The sequence below is a fragment of the Weissella thailandensis genome (assembly GCF_001932615.1).
GTDB classification, from domain to species: Bacteria; Bacillota; Bacilli; order Lactobacillales; family Lactobacillaceae; genus Weissella; species Weissella thailandensis.
Map to the genome: position 1 here is coordinate 1,553,333 of NZ_CP014332.1, position 18,450 is coordinate 1,571,782.

Here is an 18,450-nt window from a genome sequence, read left to right on the forward strand (position 1 = left end):
TTTTCAAGCGTATCCAATGCGCGTGAATGGTTAGCAATATCTGCAAGTAAGTCTTTCTCAAATTGATCAACAGACTTAACATTAGTATCACGTGAACCGAATCGACGAATCGTAACCGTATCATTTGAAACTTCCTCATCACCAATAACTAGCGTATATGGAATCTTCAATGATTGTGCGTTACGAATCAAGTAACCTAACTTCTCATTGCGGCCATCATATTCAGCACGAATACCTTGCTTAACCAAACGGTCCGTCAATTGTTGTGCGAACTCACCATGGGCCTCACGGTTAACTGGGATAATACGTACTTGATGAGGAGCTAACCATGTTGGGAAGGCTCCCTTATACATCTCAGTTAGGTAGGCAGTAAAGCGCTCCATCGTTGAAATAATACCACGGTGGATCATAACTGGACGGTGTAACTCACCATCTGAACCAACATAAGTCACATCAAAACGCTCTGGTAATAGGAAGTCCAGCTGAATGGTTGATAGTGTTTCTTCACCACCCAAGGCTGTCTTGATTTGTACATCCAACTTTGGACCGTAGAATGCCGCTTCACCTTCGGCCTCAAAGTATGCCAAGCCCATGTCATCCATGGCACCCTTCAACATGCGCTGTGCTTTCTCCCACATATCGTCATCATCAAAATACTTCTCAGTATTCTTAGGATCACGGTATGACAAACGGAAACGGTAATCAGTGATATCAAAGTCTTTGTAAACATCGACCATCAACTGCAAAATCTTCTTAAATTCATCCTCAATTTGGTCAAGCATCACAAAAGTGTGACCATCATTCAATGTCATTTCACGGACACGTGACAAACCAGTCAACGCTCCTGACTTTTCATAACGGTGCATCATACCAAGCTCAGCAACACGGAATGGCAAATCACGGTATGAACGTTGTTGGTGCTTGTAGACCATGATATGTGATGGACAGTTCATTGGACGCAATTCCAAGAATTCACCATCGCCCATATCCATTGGTGGGAACATATCATCACGATAATGATCCCAGTGACCAGATTGCTTATATAGGTTTAGATTTGACAAAACTGGCGTATAAACATGTTGATAACCGTCTTGTACTTCACGGTCAACAATATAACGCTCTAATGTACGACGAATGGCAGCACCATTAGGCATCCATACGGCTAAACCTGAACCAACTTCTTGTGAGGTAAAGAATAGGTCTTGATCGGCACCAATCTTACGATGGTCACGTTCTTTAGCTTCAGCACGGCGCTTCATTTCAGCATCCAACTCATCGGCATTCCAAAATGCGGTTCCGTAAATACGCTGTAGCATTGGATTAGATGACTTACCACGCCAGTAAGCACCAGCAACAGATGTCAACTTAAAGTGCTTGATCCAACCTGTTGATGGCACTAAACCACCACGGTCCAACTCAACATGTTCACCTTGAACAGCAATTGAAATGTGCTCATCAGCAGGTAAATCATTAATTAATTCAATTTTATATGGATCATTCTTGAACATATCCAAAGCTTCATCGCGGGTAATCTCGCGAGATACAATTGGTAAGTTCTCTTTAACGATCCGCTTCATCATCTTTTCAATTTCAGGAAATTGTTCAACTGAAATTTGGTTTCCTTCAACCTTATCAGTATCGTAATAGAAACCATTAGAAATAAATGGTCCGACCCCATAATGAATCTGGTCTGGGTAAAGACGATTCAAAGCTTGTGCCAATAAATGTGACACGGAATGACGAAGTAATTGTAGAGCTTCTTCATCATCTTTTGTAATTAATTCAAAATCACCACTCTCTTTGATTGCATCATGCATACCAACATATTCACCGTTTAACTTTCCAGAAACGGCCTTTTTAGCTAATGATGTTGAAATACTTTTTGCAATTTCTAATGGTGTCGTATCAACTGAAAATGTTTTTTCTGCACCATCTGGAAATGTAATTTGTACATCTGCCATAATTATTTCTCCTTAATATCTGTTGTCGATTAAATCACATCGGAATAAAACAAAAAGCGTCCCATTATCAGAATTTATCTGATAACGGGGCGCTTATACACGGTACCACCCGAATTTATAACAGTAAAACTGTTACACTCTCATCCCTTAACGCGGGAAACGTTGCCGTTTATATCACAGCACACTCGGAAATAGTACCGTCTGACCTATGTTACCAACTCACACCACCGTTGGCTCTCTATTAACATAACCTGTCAAACGACATGTTTTCTTCAACGTTTTTATATTCGACTATTATTATACCTGAAAAGTTTAAAAATAAAAGGGTTTTATTTTGCTTGCTCGTCAGCTGTTACAATGAGTTGCTTTGTAAAGGCCTGTAATGCCTTAGTAGCCGTTGCATCAGGACTCAAATTAACCTTCACACCCTCAGCACCTTTAACGGCACCAGTTTTTTCAAATTGTTGTTCAAATTTATCAATGGCAACCGCAAAATCATCACCATAGAAATCGTCACCTGATCCTGATACACCGTAAACGATGCCGCTAAGATCTGTATCAACTAAGTCTTCATAAAAATCCAATGCTTCATCAGGTAATGATCCCTTATCAAAGGTGTATGGTACCACGACAACAATATCTGTATCTGTGCTTGAAATATCCTGAGGATCAACTAATTGGATATCTTCCTTAGTGACTTCAACTGATTCATTTTGAAATGTCTCAACAATCACATCGGCCACATCTTCGTTATTACCCGTAATCGTTGCAAAATAAACTTTTGCTTGCATTTATCTTTCCCCTTACTTATCTATTAAATTAAAATGGATGATTATCGTATTCAACCCATGATTCATGAGAATCTTGAATTCGCTTAAACATTTTTTCCATATCTGTGTTCGTAAATGATACTAAGACCGGTCGACCATGTGGACAATTATAAGGATTTTTAGCCTGTGCCAGTTGCTTCAACAAGCCACGAGCTTCATAATCATTCAATGCCCAATTGGCTTTAATTGATCGTTTACATGACATCATAATGGCTGTTTTTTCACGAAAATCTTTTGTTGTAATATTACCATCACGAAGTAACCAATCAATCATTTCACGGATAGTCGCTTCTTCTTGACCCTTCACCATCCAACCTGGATGTTCACGGACAATTAAAGCATCCTCGCCAAATGATTCCAAATACAAACCGACCTGTTCCAATTGCGTTTCATGTGCCTGTATTTTTAAAATATCTATTTTGGGATAGTTCAATACAATCGGTACTAACAATTTTTGACTTTCCAGGCCGACCTGGCTAATCTCTTCACGATAATATTCATATTTAATTCGCTCTTGGGCAGCATGTTGGTCAACAATATAAAAACCATCTGGTGATTGAGCAAATAAAAAGGTACCATGCATTTGACCAATATATTGCAAATCAGGAAATGGTTTATCCTGCCGCTGGTCGTCAGCCACTTCCGTATCTGACCACGTTAACGTCACATCTTCTGCAGCTACCGGGTTAGCCATTTCCGTAAATGGCTGAACGTCTTGGCTATCCGAATACTTGGCCACAAAATCTTTTACAGATTTTTCTGATAAATCTGCCGATTTTGTGACAATAACTGGCACAACTTCATCATTTTTCGATTGCGTTAGCATTAAATCCGATTGATTAGCTGTTGGTGTTTCTAACACTTCATTGTTCTCATGGTGACTGTCCTGCGGCTGCTGATCAGCATCAGAATGAAAAGTTACTGAAGCTTCCCGTAACTGGGTCATAAATCGATCATTATCATGTTCTGGCTCAACGTGATTCGCTTGTTGGCCTTGCAGGTAATTCTCATAAGCATCCGGTATCAGATTTTCGTTAATAAAACGCTGCACAATCATTTCTTCAATCAAAGCCATTAACTGGGGCTCTTTTGATAGACGAACCTCGTGTTTTTGGGGATGAACATTCACATCAACTAATAGTGGATCCATTTTAATCTGTAAGACAGCAATTGGAAAACGTCCCACCATTAATTTCGATCCATAACCTTTAACAATGGCCTTACTCAAATTATAATTTTTGACAAAACGACCATTGATTAAGATTGAAATATATGAACGATTAGAACGTGTTAACTCTGGTAAAGAAACAAAGCCATTGATTTCAAAATCATTGTCATGCGTGTTAACAGCCAACATTTTACGGGCTTGCTGGACACCGTACACACTGGCAATAACTTGTTGTAAGTTACCATTACCCGCTGTCTGCAATAACTCTTTACCATTATGCACTAAGTGAAAAGCAACATCAGGGTAACTCATTGCTAAGCGGTTGATCACATCAACAATCTGCGATAATTCCGTTGCTTGAGATTTCAAATATTTTAAGCGCGCCGGCGTGTTAAAAAACAAATCTGACACAGTAATGTCTGTTCCTCGGCGTGCATTAGTCCCCGTTTCAGTAATTAGTTTCCCACCCTGATAGTGTACCTGGGCACCTTGTTGCGCATCATCAGTAGCTGTTTGTAACGTCACATCTGCCACAGACGCAATGGATGGCAAAGCCTCACCACGGAATCCTAATGAGTGCACACGAAATAAATCTTGTCGCGAACTAATTTTTGACGTTGCATGTCGTAAAAAAGCCTGAGCCACTTGATTAGTAGGAATACCTTCCCCATTATCAATAACCCGAATCGATTTAACACCTGCTTCTTCAACTAAAATATCAATTTGAGTGGCATGCGCATCCAAAGCGTTCTCTACCAATTCTTTGACAACAGAACCTGGCCGTTCAATTACCTCACCAGCCGCAATTTGATTGGCAAGGAGTTCCGATAATTCATGAATTTCAGCCATACATTCTACCTCACTTATTGTATTGTTTGTTGCCACTCATTTAGTTTCATCAACGCTTCTAATGGTGTCATACCTGCAACATTAGTATTCTTTAATTCCTCAACAACTTGTTTCGTCGCCGGATCGATTGGATCGGGTAAATCAAACAAAGATAATTGTGCATCCGCTTGTGTTTCTGTTACTTGTGCTTGCTCAATTGGTGTGTCGGTTGCTGACGTGTCAGTCGTTGCCATAGTGGTAACAGTATCAGCCAGTTGCGTCGCTTGCATCGGCGCTGTCTTTAATGATACATCTTGCGTTTCCAAATTTGCCAAAATCTTAGCTGCGCGATCAATTAAACTTTCTGGTAACCCGGCCAACTTGGCAACATTGATACCATAACTTTGGTCAGCTGGGCCTGGTAACACTTTATGTGAAAAAATCAATTCGCCGTTTTCTTCGTTTGCCCCAACATGTACATTACGTAGTGCGGTCAATTCATCTGCCAACGCTGTTAATTCATGATAATGGGTCGAGAATAACGTCTTCGCTTGCGTATGTTGATGAACATACTCAATAATTGCTTGCGCTAACGCCATCCCATCATACGTAGCGGTTCCACGTCCTAGTTCGTCAAACAAAATTAATGAATGCTTTGTTGCATTTTGTAGCGCCGTATTGGCCTCAGCCATTTCAACCATAAACGTTGAATTTCCTGAAATCAAATCATCAGCTGCTCCAATACGGGTAAAAATTTGATCAAAAACTGGTAAGGTAGCTTCTTCAGCTGGCACGAACGAACCAATTTGAGCCATGATAACGATCAAAGCTAGTTGCCGCATATAAGTAGACTTACCAGACATATTCGGACCAGTAATCAATAAAATCGTATCACTCGGTTGCATATCAACATCATTAGCCACGTAAGATTGGTGTCCTAACACTTTTTCCACCACCGGATGACGACCTTCTTTTATCGCAATCGTTTGTTCATCAGTCAATGTTGGCCGTACAAAATGATACTTTTCAGCGACAGTAGCTAACGATTGTAAGACATCTAATTGTGCTAAATGAGCTGCTAATCCTTGTATACGCTGAATATTCTCTTTGATAATACCGCGAACTTTAGCAAATAATTGATATTCCAGTTCACTTGACTTTGATTCTGCTTCTAGAATCAATTGTTCACGTTCTTTTAACTCAGGTGTAATAAAGCGTTCAGCATTAACTAACGTTTGTTTACGTGTATATCGTTCCGGATCCAGCTTTGAAATATTGGCTTTAGTGACTTCAATATAATAGCCAAAGACTTTGTTAAAACCAATCTTTAGTGAATTAATACCCGTCGCTTCACGTTCATGTGCTTCTAATTCAGCCAACCAGGTCTTACCGTTTGTCATAATATCTCGGTAGCTATCTAATTGCTCATCATAGCCCGCACGAATGACGCCACCATCAGTCACAGAAATTGGTGGCTCATCTGTAATGGCATCACTGATCAATGTTTCAATGTCAGCCACAGGATCAATTTGCGCATGGAGTTGGCCAAATATTGCGGGATCCAAGTCTCCTAGAATCGCTAATATTTCCGGAACCTGGCGTAATGAATTACGTAATTGCAATAAATCACGACCATTAGCAGTCCCATAAGCAACGCGACCTGCTAGTCGCTCTAAATCATATACGGCTTGTAGTGCTTCTTGTAGCGCTGCACGACCAAAGAAGTCCTTAATTAGTTCACCAATCTTATCATAACGTTGGGTCAATAAGTCAGCATCTAACAATGGTTGTTCCAACCATTGTTTGAGGGCTCGACCACCCATGGCGGTCTTCGTTTCGTCTAATAACCATAATAGTGTTCCTGACCGTTGTTGCGTCCGTAAATTAACGGTTAATTCCAAATTAGCACGTGAATGCCGATCCATTTTTAAATATTGCGCAACTTCGTATGCCGTCGCTTGCTGCAAATGATCCAATGAGCGCTTTTGCGTCTCAAACAAATATTTTAATAACGTATCGGCAGCCGTTTTATGGGCCGTTTTTGTCAGGTTCTGTATCAAAAAGGCAATTTCCGCATGTTCATCAGTTTGTTGATCAATTTTAGAAACCAAGATACCTAGGTTAGTTAAACTAGCCTGTAAATCACTTGGTAATTCATCTGCTGTGACAACTTCCTTTGTCTCTAAGCGACTAATTTCATTTAAAACACCATTCACACTTTGTAAATCAGTTACTTTAATTTCACCCGTCGATAAATCAGTATAAGCTAGCCCATAGTCATCGATATTTGTAGTGGCTAGACCAACTAAATAATTGTTTTCCTTGGCTGCATCAGCAGACGTTTTCATCCGTGTTCCTGGCGTCACCAGCTGGACAACCTCACGCTTAACCATTCCTTCTGCATCAGCGGGGTTCTCCATTTGTTCAACCACCGCCACTTTATAGCCCTTATCAACCAAAATATCAATATAATTTTGGGCTGCATGATGGGGCACACCGGCCATTGGAATTGGCTTAGCAGAATTTTTATTACGTTGCGTTAATGTTAATTCGAGAATTTGTGACCCAACAACCGCATCCTCATTAAATAGCTCATAAAAGTCTCCCAGTCGATAAAATAAGAAAGCATCTGGATATTGTGCTTTGATTTCATTATATTGGGTCATCATGGGAGTCGTTTTTGGTTTAGCCATTCTAAGCAATCCTTTCTCTAACAAACAAGACCAGAACACGATTTGCTCTGGTCTTGTCCCTATTATATGTTTATCAACAAACAATTACCAAGATTTATTTTTCATCATCTTTCAATAGATCAGCTAAACCTGACAAAGGTGTATTTTGTTGTTTGGTCTCTTGCTTTTTCTTTTCAAACGTTTCTTCTGAAATCACTGACCAGTCTTCACCTGTGGGCATCGCTCCGTTGGTCATTTCTTCCTCGGTCAAAACTTGTAGTGGAATTGATAGCACGATGTATTCAAGGATAGCTTCATCAAAATTGATTTTACCATCATCAACGACAATCACTGATTCTTCATCACTGTAGCGATCTTCATGTTGCTTATCTTGAATATAAATTTCATCAATACCCAAATCAATTGGCAATGTAACTGGTTGTAATGATCTTGTCGAAGGTGTTACTAACTCTCCCGTTACGTGGGCATGAATAAGGACGTCATCATCGTCACTTTGTGCAAAACCAGAAACATTAACTGGTGTAATGTCCTTGATGACATCACCAAATTGCGTTAATAAGTCTTCCTTAAGCGTTACCGTTTCATTAAATGGTAGTGGTTCATCTTTATAAGTTTGTAATTCTGAAAATTGCCACTTCATATATTTACTCCCTTTCTCATTTAGTAAATAGCGGAATACGACCTGTATCCATCGCTTGTCGTACTGGTTGTTTTATCATTAATTCATACAGCTTGCCGGCACGATAATCCAATGTCAAGATGCCTGTCGTATCCTCATGGGTTACATGATTGACAACAGGTATTGATACATGCTTTCGTTGCTGTTTAATAAACGCTCGCCCTGTTTTACTTGCACCTAATAGTCGCAAATAAGGTTGATCTAATGCCTGTTGCATCTCTTGCTGACGAATATTAAGTAACGTGTACAACAATGTTCGTTGTAATCTTGACCAAGTATATCGCTTACTTTTAAACGACGTCATAAACGTTTGGTAGTCAGCATCTGTCTGACGTGTCATCTGTTCTTTTAGTCGATAGGCTAGCCCATCATTCAGCTGATAAATTGTTGATAAGTCTTCAACCGGTGTAGTCAATACCTTATATTGCAACAAATGATACCAATCCGTTGACCATTCTTTTGTTTGTGGTCCCTGACTAAGTAAACCTGCCGCCTGCGACGAAACAAATGCCTCGTATTCATGCGCTGATACTCGCCGTTGCATAAGGTCACGTAAGGCAGTTGCACTTGCAATCTGGCTATCCGTAATTGCAGTTTGGTGGTATGCTGCCCCGATTCGTTGAATTGGTAATAAACGGATTTCATCCGCTAAATCAAGTTCTAAAACCGCTGTCGCATATGCAAATCCTAGCAGATCATTAGGCTCAGAAAGCCGTTCACCAGTTGCCTGAGCCAACACATCATTAAACACAGTGGCATAAGTTTGTGTATAATCTGTCCGAAAAGCCTGATTACTCATTAATAAACTGCGCGCCTGCTTGGCCAAAGCAAGAAAATCTAATTGGGCATGTTCAGCACCGAAGACAATCGTATCTACACCAGCTCTAGCTAATAAGTTAACGGCACCACGCGCAAATAAATGCGCTGGTTGAACAGCAAATGCAAATGGTAATTCATAAACAACATCAGCCCCACCCTCAAGCGCAAGCGATGTGCGTTGCCATTTATCAAATACTGCTGGTACACCACGTTGTACAAAATTGCCTGACATCACGACAACAGCCGTTTCTGCACCGGTTAACATCTTGGCTTGCGCTAAATGATAAGCATGCCCATTATGAAACGGATTATATTCTGCAATAATACCAACTGCTGTCATAACACATCTTTCCTATCTTATGCCTTTGTAGCACTAAAGAACCAACGATCTGACTCTGGTGTCACTTCACTTCTACCAAAGTCTGCGGAAACCTGAATATCTTTGAATCCTGCTTTTTTTAGCAATCGTTGATATGTTTCAATGTCATAAGTGCGTTCTGTATGAATTTCTTGAATTTGTTGGTAGCCATCAATATCCTCGTTATAAACAAAGAAAGTTAATTCATGTTCAACGGTATGCGGCATATCTTCAATACCATACGTCGACCACATAAATGCCGTTTCTTCATCATGCCAGTTATACATATATCCCGGATAGTACACATCTGTCTGCCAAGGTGAAATCACATCAAATAAAAACTGACCATTGGGTTCAAGATGACTAGCAACTTGCTTAAACGTTGCTAAAACTTCTTTTGTGTTTGCTAAATAATTAAAAGAGTCGGCAAATGAAGTAATTGTGGTATATTTCTGTTTTAAATCCGACCATTCACGCATATCACCCTCGATTAAGGGAAGGTCAACTTGTGCTTCTTCAGCATGCTCAGCCGCCAACGATAGCATTTCCGGCGACAAGTCAAAGACGGATACATCTTCAAAACCGTGCTGCTTTAATAAAATAGCCAAACGACCAGCACCACCAGCCAGCTCAAGCAACTTGCCAGTTTTTGAATGAACATGTGTTTGTGCATATGATTGCCAGTCAGCATATGCATCTTCATCGAATAAATCGTCATACAATTTAGCAAACGTTTGATAATTCATTAGAAATCTTCCTTAATGATCCATTGATCAATTTCAACTTCTGGTGCAGCTTGCCAGCTTTTTTCTAGTTGATAGAATTCACGAGTTTCCGTTTTGAATACGTGAACAATCAAATCACCGAAGTCTAATAGTACCCATTGACCTTCAGTACGTCCCTCTTGATTGACCAAGTTAAAACCTGCTTCTGCCATTTTATCGATTATTTCATCAGCAATCGCGATAACTTGTCGTTCAGTTGGGGCGCTTAAAATCAAATAATCATCTGCAATGATACTCATTTCATGAATATCCAATGCGACTAAATCTTCTGCTCGCTTACTATCCGCTGCTTTAACAGCTACTGCCAACATGTCATTAACATTACTACTTATCATTTTTTATTTAACACTCCATGCATTATACGTTAGTAAAGTTCCCGGATAAATTTTTACTTGCTTATCCACAAGATAAGCTAAAGTATGGGCCGTTTGCCAGCCAACACTGGCTGCTAAATCCTTAAATGCCAGTGCTCGTACTTCATCGATACCTGGAAAATCACGAGCTTCTTCAATATAATCTGCCATGTATAGAACCTGACTTAATTTGGTCATGGTCACACCGCCAGTTGTATGCTGACGAATGGCGTTTAAAATATCTTCATGGTTAATACCTAATTCATCTTTAACCATTTCAGCGCCAACAACACCATGCCAAACATTATTTCCCCAATTTTTTAAATCGGTATCTAACTTTTTTTCACTGATTTTGTTCAAAAAATCGATGTCAGAACGCTCTTTAGCATAGTCGTGTGTTAGAGCGGTAATCGAAGCTAACTCTTTATCAACCTGCCATTGATCAGCTAATTTAATAGCCATCTCTTCAACCCGCAAAACATGCTGGAATCGCTTGTCTGATAAAGCTGCTTTAACTTTTTCTACCAACTCTTCTCGAGAACCATTATAAATATTTTTTGTATAAACTAGTTTATCTGTCATTTAAATATAACCCATTTTCTACAATATACGCAGCGACTAAATCAGGGACCAAGTAACGCACACTCTTATGGTGTGCAATTCGATGCCGAATATCTGTTGAACTGATCGCTAAGTTAGGCACATCGACCCATAGAACTGGATACGCAGCCTCCCGTGATTGCCCCGGTCGATTAACACCAACAAATTTTACTAATTTTAATAAATCATCAATGCGATACCAGGTATTGAGATAGGCCACTTCATCCCCACCAATAATAAAGTAATAATCATAGTTAGGATGTTCAATCGTTAATTGCAACATTGTGTTATAAGAATAACTTTTTCCACCCCGTTGTACTTCTAATAGCTCAATATCAAAATGACTATTACCCGCAATGGCGGCTTGAACCATGCGTGCACGGTCAATCGGATCGATTGCTTCCTTTGTATCAACGTGGGGTGGCTTTGCATTCGGCATAAAATATACTTTATCCAAGCCTAGTTTATCTGCAACCTGCTCGGCAATGATGAGATGACCAACATGTGGTGGATTAAATGTGCCACCAATAATCCCTATTTTTTTCTTTTTATCAGCGGACTCAGGCTCTACCTGAATCTGCGTAACAAATTGCTTTAATGTGGTTGCCATACGCCATCTCCCATTGCTTATTTCTTAAATTTTTTGAACAGCCACTGAATAGTGACGATTCTCCTTTTCTTGAGATTCGCCAAACAATACCAAGGTACGACCAATTGTTTGTACAACTTGAATAGACGAATTACTTTCAATAAATTGCTTTAATTCAGTTACGTCAACATCTGCATTTGCTAGAATGTTAACCTTAAAAAGTTCACGTTTATTAATAGCATCGACCAATTGGTTTAACCAATTTTCAGTCAACCCTTGCTTACCCACACTAAATAGTGGTCGCATATCATGTGCAGCTGCTCGTAAATAGCGTTTTTGTTTTCCTCGTAGTGATATCATGTTTAAATCATTGCCCTTCGTGTTAATACTGAAACACCCTTTGGTGCCCATCCTGCGACGACGGTATCAGCTGGTACAGTTATCCAACCCAAACCATCAATCACAATGTCCGTCTTTACTATCGTTTTAAATTCATGCCGTTGTAATGGTGGCAATTCATCTAGGCCTGCTGCCGTTGGTGGTGCCAATAGATCACCAGCATGCTTATCATAAAAATTATCGGCATTTGCCAACTTTGTTCTATGTATCAATAAGTTATTTTCAAAATAAGCTGTAATTCCTGCACGATCACCTTGAATGTAATCAAAGCGTGCTAGCGCTCCCATGAACAATGTTTGTCCAGCATTTAATTGGAACGTTGTCGGCTTAATTTCCTTTTGTGGTGAAACGTATTTCAAGTCAGCAGCACTTAGATAATGTGCCATTTGATCCTGATGAATAATTCCTGGCGTATCAACAATGTTACTTTCATCATCTAACGGAATCTCAATACGATCTAAAGTTGTTCCAGGGAAACGCGACGTTGTAATAACATCGTCACGATCACCAGTAACTTCTTTAATGATTTGGTTAATCAAAGTTGATTTTCCAACATTCGTTACGCCGACTACATAAACTGAACGGCCATGACGATATTTTTCAATTAAATCAAGTAAATGAGCAATTGCATCACCATTTTTTCCTGAAGTCAGGGCAACATCAAGCGGACGTAACCCAGCAATATTTGCTTGCTGTCTCATCCAATCCTTAATTTTTGTGCGCTTTAACGAACGTGGTAATACATCAACCTTGTTTCCTACTAACAACACATCATTATTACCAACAAAGCGGTGCAATCCTGGAATTAATGAACCAGAAAAGTCAAAGACATCCATTACATAAACAACTAATGAGTTCGTATCTGCAATTTGTTCTAACAAACGACGGAAATCATCATCGGTTAAATTAACTGGTTGAATTTCATTATAGTGTCGTAAACGGAAGCATCGTTGGCAAAACACCTCATCATTCTCAAAGCTCTTCAAAAGAGCTGAGATTGGTGTATAACCAATCTCATTTTTATTATCAGTTTGAATCAATGCACCACAGCCAATGCACCGTAATCCTTCATCAATGTACTGACGTACAGTCTCTTCGCTAGTCAAGCTCTTTCCTCCATTGCAATTGTGGGTTATCTTTTAGCATATTGCGCTTTACGCCTTTCTCAAAAAAGCGGTTAATTTTTGTATTCCATTGGTCTGTTTCAATCAGCGGCTTCACTAAAATACTTCGCATGCCAGCATTATGCGCTGACCAAACATCAGTTAACAACTGATCACCTACCATAACAACCTCACTTGGTTGTAATTGTAGAATAGTTGTTGCTTCTTTTAAACCACGTGTCATTGGTTTTAAAGCTCGAGAAACAAAGTTCAATTTGAGCGGATCAGCAACCCGCGCAATCCGGCTTGCTGAATTATTTGAAATAATCATCACTGGTATCTCTGCTTGTTGCATTTCTAACAGCCAATCATGCAACTCTTGTGTCCCATCCGGGTTATTCCAAGCCACTAATGTATTATCTAAATCCGTTAAAACTGCCTTGATATTATGCTGACGTAATTGTTCTGGCGTTACACAATAAATTGCATCAATCATCCAAGTTGGGGTAAATGAATTCGTCATTTTTCGTCCTTTTCCACTATTAATCTTATTATAAAGTATACGCTAAATGAGCAATTTTAGAAAGAACCCAACTACTGGCCTCTTATAACAAATTCCGCGCTCAAGCGTATCTATTTCACTGTCGACTGTCACGTTTATTTTACATTATAATTGTTACTTTTAAACAAAAAGAAACTGGAACACTTACTTATGTCCCAGTTTCATTTATATGTTTATTTAGCTACTTCAGCATTGTATTGCTTTTCACCCATTTGTTCCTCACCAAGAGACACAAAATCATATGATAACTTATTTTGACGATCAAATTCGGCAATTCCGTATGCAATCAATTCATCAATCAAGTTAGTATAACTAATACCAGAAACTTCCCACATTTGTGGATACAATGAAATATTAGTGAATCCTGGCAAAGTATTTGGCTCACCAAGATATGGTACACCATCGTTATCAATCATGAAGTCCATACGTGTCAAGCCAACTAATCCAAGTGCCTTATATGCCTTCAAGGCCATCTCAGTAATTTCATCTGTCAATGATTGATCTAACTCAACAGGCAATTCGAACACCATACCAGAGGCATCCACGAATTTGTTGTTGTAGTCGTACCACACATCGTCTTCTGGTAATACGATTCCCCCTAGACGAGAAGCACGTGGGTTTTCATTACCTAAGATTGAGATAAAGACTTCACGTGGCTTATCAAGAGCACCCTCAACCAAGATTTTATAATCATACTGGAATGAGTCCTTCAAAGCTGCCTTATATTCATCTTCATTGGTTACACGAGAAACACCAACAGAAGATCCTTGGCTAGATGCCTTAACAAACAACACGTTTGAATTTAGTTCTTTAACTAACTCTGCGTATGTGTAATCTTGATAATTTTGATCAGTCAATAGTACGTAATCCGTATTACGTACACCGGCTTGATTCAAAATACGCTTCGTCAAGTCCTTATCAAATGACATTGCAGAGGCTGCAATACCAGGTCCTAGATAAGGCTTTTGTAGCAAGCGGAATAATGCTTGTAATGTCCCATCTTCCCCTAAGTTTCCATGGACCACTGGGTAGAAGAAATCAATATCGGCCATTTCCCCCAAAACAGCAATTGGTGCTAGCGGATTAGACATGTCCATCTTGTCCTTAGCTGCTGCTACGATGGCATCTTCATCTTCGCCCTCGAAAACGCGCCATGAATCTTCAGCATTAATAATAATGCCGTCTTTTGAAATCAAAAAGACTGTGACATTATACTTCTCTTTATTCATCGCATCATAAATGTTATGCGCTGAACGTTTTGAAACATCGTGCTCTGATGAGTTACCACCAAACAACATTGCAATATTTAATTTTTCTGACATAATGGTTAATCTCCCCTTGTCTGTCAAACTGATTTGTGTAGAAACCTAAGTATAACACATAAATCCTGTTTTCGGGAACTTTATGCTAAAAAGTTCCGAGATTCATTTAAATAATCCGTGATTTCCTGTGGTAAATTGTCCCGCATTAGTAATGCTTGCAGGAAACGCTGTTGATTATATAGGCGATGCCAATCACTTTCTGAGTCAGGTTGCATTTGACGGGTCGCTTCTTGTCGCCACTGCTTTAATTGTTTCAAAAAGTACTGAGAATATAGTTCATTAGTCTTCACCAGCTCAGTAATGAATCCAATTAAACGCCGATTTTCTCCCATAATCAGAGGTGTATCCAGACGTTTTAATTTCTCAATCAAAATCGTTAACAAAAAGATTTTATCAGCACGTGGTAATGTCTCATCGTGAGCCAGTTCATCTAATAAATTACCGATGTGCATAAAAGCATGCGCCCAGCCTTTTTCTCCGACAAATCCTCTAGTATCACGCTCTAGGGCAATATAAGTTGCAAAATTTAAAAACAATGTCTCAGCTACTTCTTCGCTAATAAAGTGAACATTTCCTTTGCGATTAGCATAATGCAACATCGACAAAATAAAAATACTAAACGAACGATAGAATACACCATCATTTTCTGTTTCTGTTATGTGGTTAAACAAAACATTATCCTGCAATAAATAACGAACCATCAATAATAATTGATTAGGCTTAAACACATTATTCTGCAAACCATCGCTGATAAAGAAAAATGTCCCTTTATCACGCACTGCTGGATCTGTTTGGCGCAAACTATTCATTAAATCTAAAACATCTTGATTACTAATCGCAACGGGTTGGCCAGCATAAAGTGTTTGCTGCCAATTCAACACCCGTTCCTTAATATCAGTTGCTTCTTTTGCAGATAATTGCACGACTTCAGTTGGTGCATCATACTCAAATTCATCAAGTAATCGACCAATTTCACTACCTAACGAATCAAATAACGTCCCTGCATGGACACGTGATCGAATCATTTTTAGTTCTTCACGAACATCATCAGTCGTATATTCCATGTTTCGATCCTTTCTTTTATTATCTTAGTCTAACTTAGATTAACACAACAATATAGAATAAAAAACATACTAGTTCATTTACTCAAGATTTTGAGCATAAAAAACTAGTATGTCACTCTAAATTTACTAACTATTCCTTCAAATGGAAGTAATAAGTCGAGACCGTGATATCACGAGAAGCTAATGCCGTCCGTAGCTTCAAGCTATTTTGATTGTGTAAAGCGTTTTGCCAGCCATGACGTGGTACAAACTGTGGAATCAAAATCGTTAATGAATAATTACGCTCTTTCGTTCCTTTGGCAATTTCGTCTACAAAACGCATTGCCGGTTTTGTAATCGATCGGTAAGACGAGTGGATGTCCACATAACGCACTTCCGGAAATTCTCGTTTGAACTCAGTCCCCAGTCGATGCTCCTTTTGTGGATTTGAATCAAATGAGACATGCATCGCCAAGACTGTATTCCCAATTGATTTCGCATAATCAACCGCTTCTGCCGTAGCTCGCGTCAAATTTGATACTAAGACAATGACCGTTGCGCCATCATAACGATGCCGTTTGATTGGCTCTTCTGATAAAATCCGTAATTGTTTGGCGACTAACTTATAATGGCGATTGATGCCCCAGAACACGCGTAGCAACATTGGCATAATGATTAAATATGGCCATACTGAACTAAAATGAAGAACAAATAGCGTGACCACTAAAACACCTGATATGAAAGCACCGATAAAATTAATCAACGACTTCACTAACCAATGACCATCCCGCTCACGCCACCAGTGAATAATCATCCCCGATTGTGACAAGGTAAAGGGTACGAACACGCCAACAGCATAAAGTGGAATTAGCGACCCGGTCGATCCTTTGAAAATCACTAATAACACAATGGCACCCAAAGCGAGTGATAGAATCCCATTTGAATAACCTAGGCGGTCTCCTTTATCCATATAACTATGAGGCATAAACTTATCACGTGCCAAGTTATAGGCTAACTGCGGAAAGGCAGAAAAACCCGTATTGGCAGCAACCGCTAAAATCAACGCCGTCGCAATTTGTAAGATATAAAAGAAAACGCCGTGACCAAATACTTGCTGACCAATTTGTGCTAATACAGTCATATGTGCATCTGGTGTAATACCATAATTAAATGATAAGAAAGTGATGCCAATTAGGAAGAACGCCAAAATCAACGCCATAATAACGAGGGTCATCGAAGCATTTTTAGATTTTGGTTCCTTAAAGTTAGGCACAGCGTTCGAAATCGCCTCAACCCCAGTCAAAGATGATGAACCACTAGAAAAGGCCTTCAAAAACAACAGTACTGAGGCACTGCCTGTCGCCACATGTCCCGTAGTCGTTGGCTGATAATTGACCTGGCCAGTTAGAATATTAAACAAGCCCCAGACAATCATTACGACCATCACCACGATAAAGAGATAAACCGGCACCATTAAGGCTCCCGCAGATTCTCGTAAACCGCGTAGATTAATACCAGTTAACGCAAGGATAATGACAACGCCAATTGCGACACTGTATGGATAGAGGGCTGGAATAGCAGATATGATTGCTTCAGTCCCAGCCGCAACTGATACAGCAACAGTTAACATATAATCTACCAGTAGCGAACCACCCGCGACCAGCCCGGCATGCATACCCCAATTTTTAGAAGTGACTAAATAGGCACCCCCGCCCGCTGGGTATGCATGAATAATTTGTCGATATGATAAAGTAATGGCTCCCAAAAGAACCAATACTAATGCAACAACTGGCACCTGCAACCATAATGTTGCCAGACCACCAAATGCGAAAAGTATTGTAATAATTTGTTCTGTTCCATATGCAACAGATGATAATGCATCTGACGATAACAGAGCCAACGCTTTCGTTCGACTAAGATGACGAGCACCTTCGTCTAAGGTTTTTAACGGCTTACCTATTAAAAACCGTTTAAATAGTGGCCACATGTTTCCGCTCCTCAATAAAAAAATTTTTCAATAAATTTCAAAATAGTTTAAATTAGATTGCCCTATTTCTACAAGGGTTTATTCTAGTTCTCTGCCCATTGATTGTCTATCTTTTTGTGCTTTTTTTATTTTACTTTTTCATGACATGATACGCACAAAAGGTCGAGACACATAATGTCTCGACCTTCGTTTACTAAAATCAATTAATTATAAGGCTATAAATTTTATAGCCTAAACGCGTTCCAAAAGTCTGAAGCCTCAATGTAACGCGATTTACGACATTCTTGTCCTTCGCTTTGCTCCGGCCAAAAATGACGCAAATAACGTTACGCACCGGCTTCAAAACAACTTTTGTCTCGCGCTCTTTTTTA

15 protein-coding genes, 1 pseudogene and 1 other annotated feature are annotated in these 18,450 nt (G+C 39.5%); all 16 genes and pseudogenes read right to left on the minus strand.

Annotated features, from left to right (window positions below):
* Window positions 1-100: 100 nt before the first annotated feature.
* Window positions 101-1,961: pseudogene (gene thrS / locus FOL01_RS07780) on the minus strand (threonine--tRNA ligase); the annotation flags it as partial.
* Between the two features lie 82 nt (window positions 1,962-2,043).
* Window positions 2,044-2,246 (minus strand) — a binding site (T-box leader).
* Window positions 2,247-2,290: 44 nt separating this feature from the next.
* Window positions 2,291-2,752, minus strand: a complete 462-nt coding sequence (locus FOL01_RS07785) for a flavodoxin (RefSeq protein ID WP_075270088.1) — start codon at window positions 2,750-2,752, stop codon at window positions 2,291-2,293.
* 28 nt (window positions 2,753-2,780) lie between these two features.
* Window positions 2,781-4,808 carry a DNA mismatch repair endonuclease MutL gene (gene mutL / locus FOL01_RS07790; RefSeq protein WP_075270089.1) on the minus strand — a complete coding sequence of 676 codons (2,028 nt, stop codon included), beginning with the start codon at window positions 4,806-4,808 and terminating at the stop codon, window positions 2,781-2,783.
* 14 nt (window positions 4,809-4,822) lie between these two features.
* Window positions 4,823-7,480 (minus strand): DNA mismatch repair protein MutS, encoded by a 2,658-nt coding sequence (mutS, locus tag FOL01_RS07795; RefSeq protein WP_075270090.1) that lies wholly within the window; start codon window positions 7,478-7,480, stop codon window positions 4,823-4,825.
* A gap of 94 nt (window positions 7,481-7,574) precedes the next feature.
* On the minus strand, window positions 7,575-8,120 hold the full coding sequence (locus tag FOL01_RS07800; protein WP_075270091.1) for a YceD family protein: 546 nt from the start codon (window positions 8,118-8,120) through the stop codon (window positions 7,575-7,577).
* 16 nt (window positions 8,121-8,136) lie between these two features.
* On the minus strand, window positions 8,137-9,318 hold the full coding sequence (locus FOL01_RS07805; RefSeq protein ID WP_075270092.1) for a nucleotidyltransferase: 1,182 nt from the start codon (window positions 9,316-9,318) through the stop codon (window positions 8,137-8,139).
* Between the two features lie 17 nt (window positions 9,319-9,335).
* Complete coding sequence (locus tag FOL01_RS07810; protein WP_075270093.1) at window positions 9,336-10,082, minus strand: class I SAM-dependent DNA methyltransferase; 747 nt, start codon at window positions 10,080-10,082, stop codon at window positions 9,336-9,338.
* On the minus strand, window positions 10,082-10,456 hold the full coding sequence (gene rsfS / locus FOL01_RS07815) for a ribosome silencing factor (RefSeq protein WP_075270094.1): 375 nt from the start codon (window positions 10,454-10,456) through the stop codon (window positions 10,082-10,084). The genes FOL01_RS07810 and rsfS overlap by 1 nt, the downstream gene beginning before the upstream one ends.
* A gap of 3 nt (window positions 10,457-10,459) precedes the next feature.
* Window positions 10,460-11,056 carry a bis(5'-nucleosyl)-tetraphosphatase (symmetrical) YqeK gene (gene yqeK / locus FOL01_RS07820; RefSeq protein WP_075270095.1) on the minus strand — a complete coding sequence of 199 codons (597 nt, stop codon included), beginning with the start codon at window positions 11,054-11,056 and terminating at the stop codon, window positions 10,460-10,462.
* Complete coding sequence (locus FOL01_RS07825; RefSeq protein WP_075270096.1) at window positions 11,046-11,684, minus strand: nicotinate-nucleotide adenylyltransferase; 639 nt, start codon at window positions 11,682-11,684, stop codon at window positions 11,046-11,048. Before FOL01_RS07825 ends, yqeK begins: the two co-directional genes overlap by 11 nt.
* A 24-nt stretch (window positions 11,685-11,708) precedes the next feature.
* Window positions 11,709-12,023 carry a ribosome assembly RNA-binding protein YhbY gene (gene yhbY, locus FOL01_RS07830; RefSeq protein ID WP_075270097.1) on the minus strand — a complete coding sequence of 105 codons (315 nt, stop codon included), beginning with the start codon at window positions 12,021-12,023 and terminating at the stop codon, window positions 11,709-11,711.
* 2 nt (window positions 12,024-12,025) lie between these two features.
* The gene (yqeH, locus tag FOL01_RS07835) at window positions 12,026-13,168 is read right to left on the minus strand and encodes a ribosome biogenesis GTPase YqeH (RefSeq protein WP_075270098.1); all 1,143 of its coding nucleotides are present in this window, start codon (window positions 13,166-13,168) and stop codon (window positions 12,026-12,028) included.
* Window positions 13,161-13,688 carry a YqeG family HAD IIIA-type phosphatase gene (locus FOL01_RS07840; RefSeq protein ID WP_075270099.1) on the minus strand — a complete coding sequence of 176 codons (528 nt, stop codon included), beginning with the start codon at window positions 13,686-13,688 and terminating at the stop codon, window positions 13,161-13,163. The genes yqeH and FOL01_RS07840 overlap by 8 nt, the downstream gene beginning before the upstream one ends.
* A 212-nt stretch (window positions 13,689-13,900) precedes the next feature.
* Entirely contained in the window at window positions 13,901-15,049 is a 1,149-nt protein-coding gene (locus tag FOL01_RS07845; RefSeq protein ID WP_075270100.1) for a D-alanine--D-alanine ligase family protein, read from the minus strand.
* Between the two features lie 80 nt (window positions 15,050-15,129).
* Entirely contained in the window at window positions 15,130-16,113 is a 984-nt protein-coding gene (locus tag FOL01_RS07850) for a DUF2785 domain-containing protein (protein WP_075270101.1), read from the minus strand.
* 130 nt (window positions 16,114-16,243) lie between these two features.
* On the minus strand, window positions 16,244-18,079 hold the full coding sequence (locus FOL01_RS07855; protein WP_075270102.1) for a potassium transporter KimA: 1,836 nt from the start codon (window positions 18,077-18,079) through the stop codon (window positions 16,244-16,246).
* Window positions 18,080-18,450 lie beyond the last annotated feature (371 nt).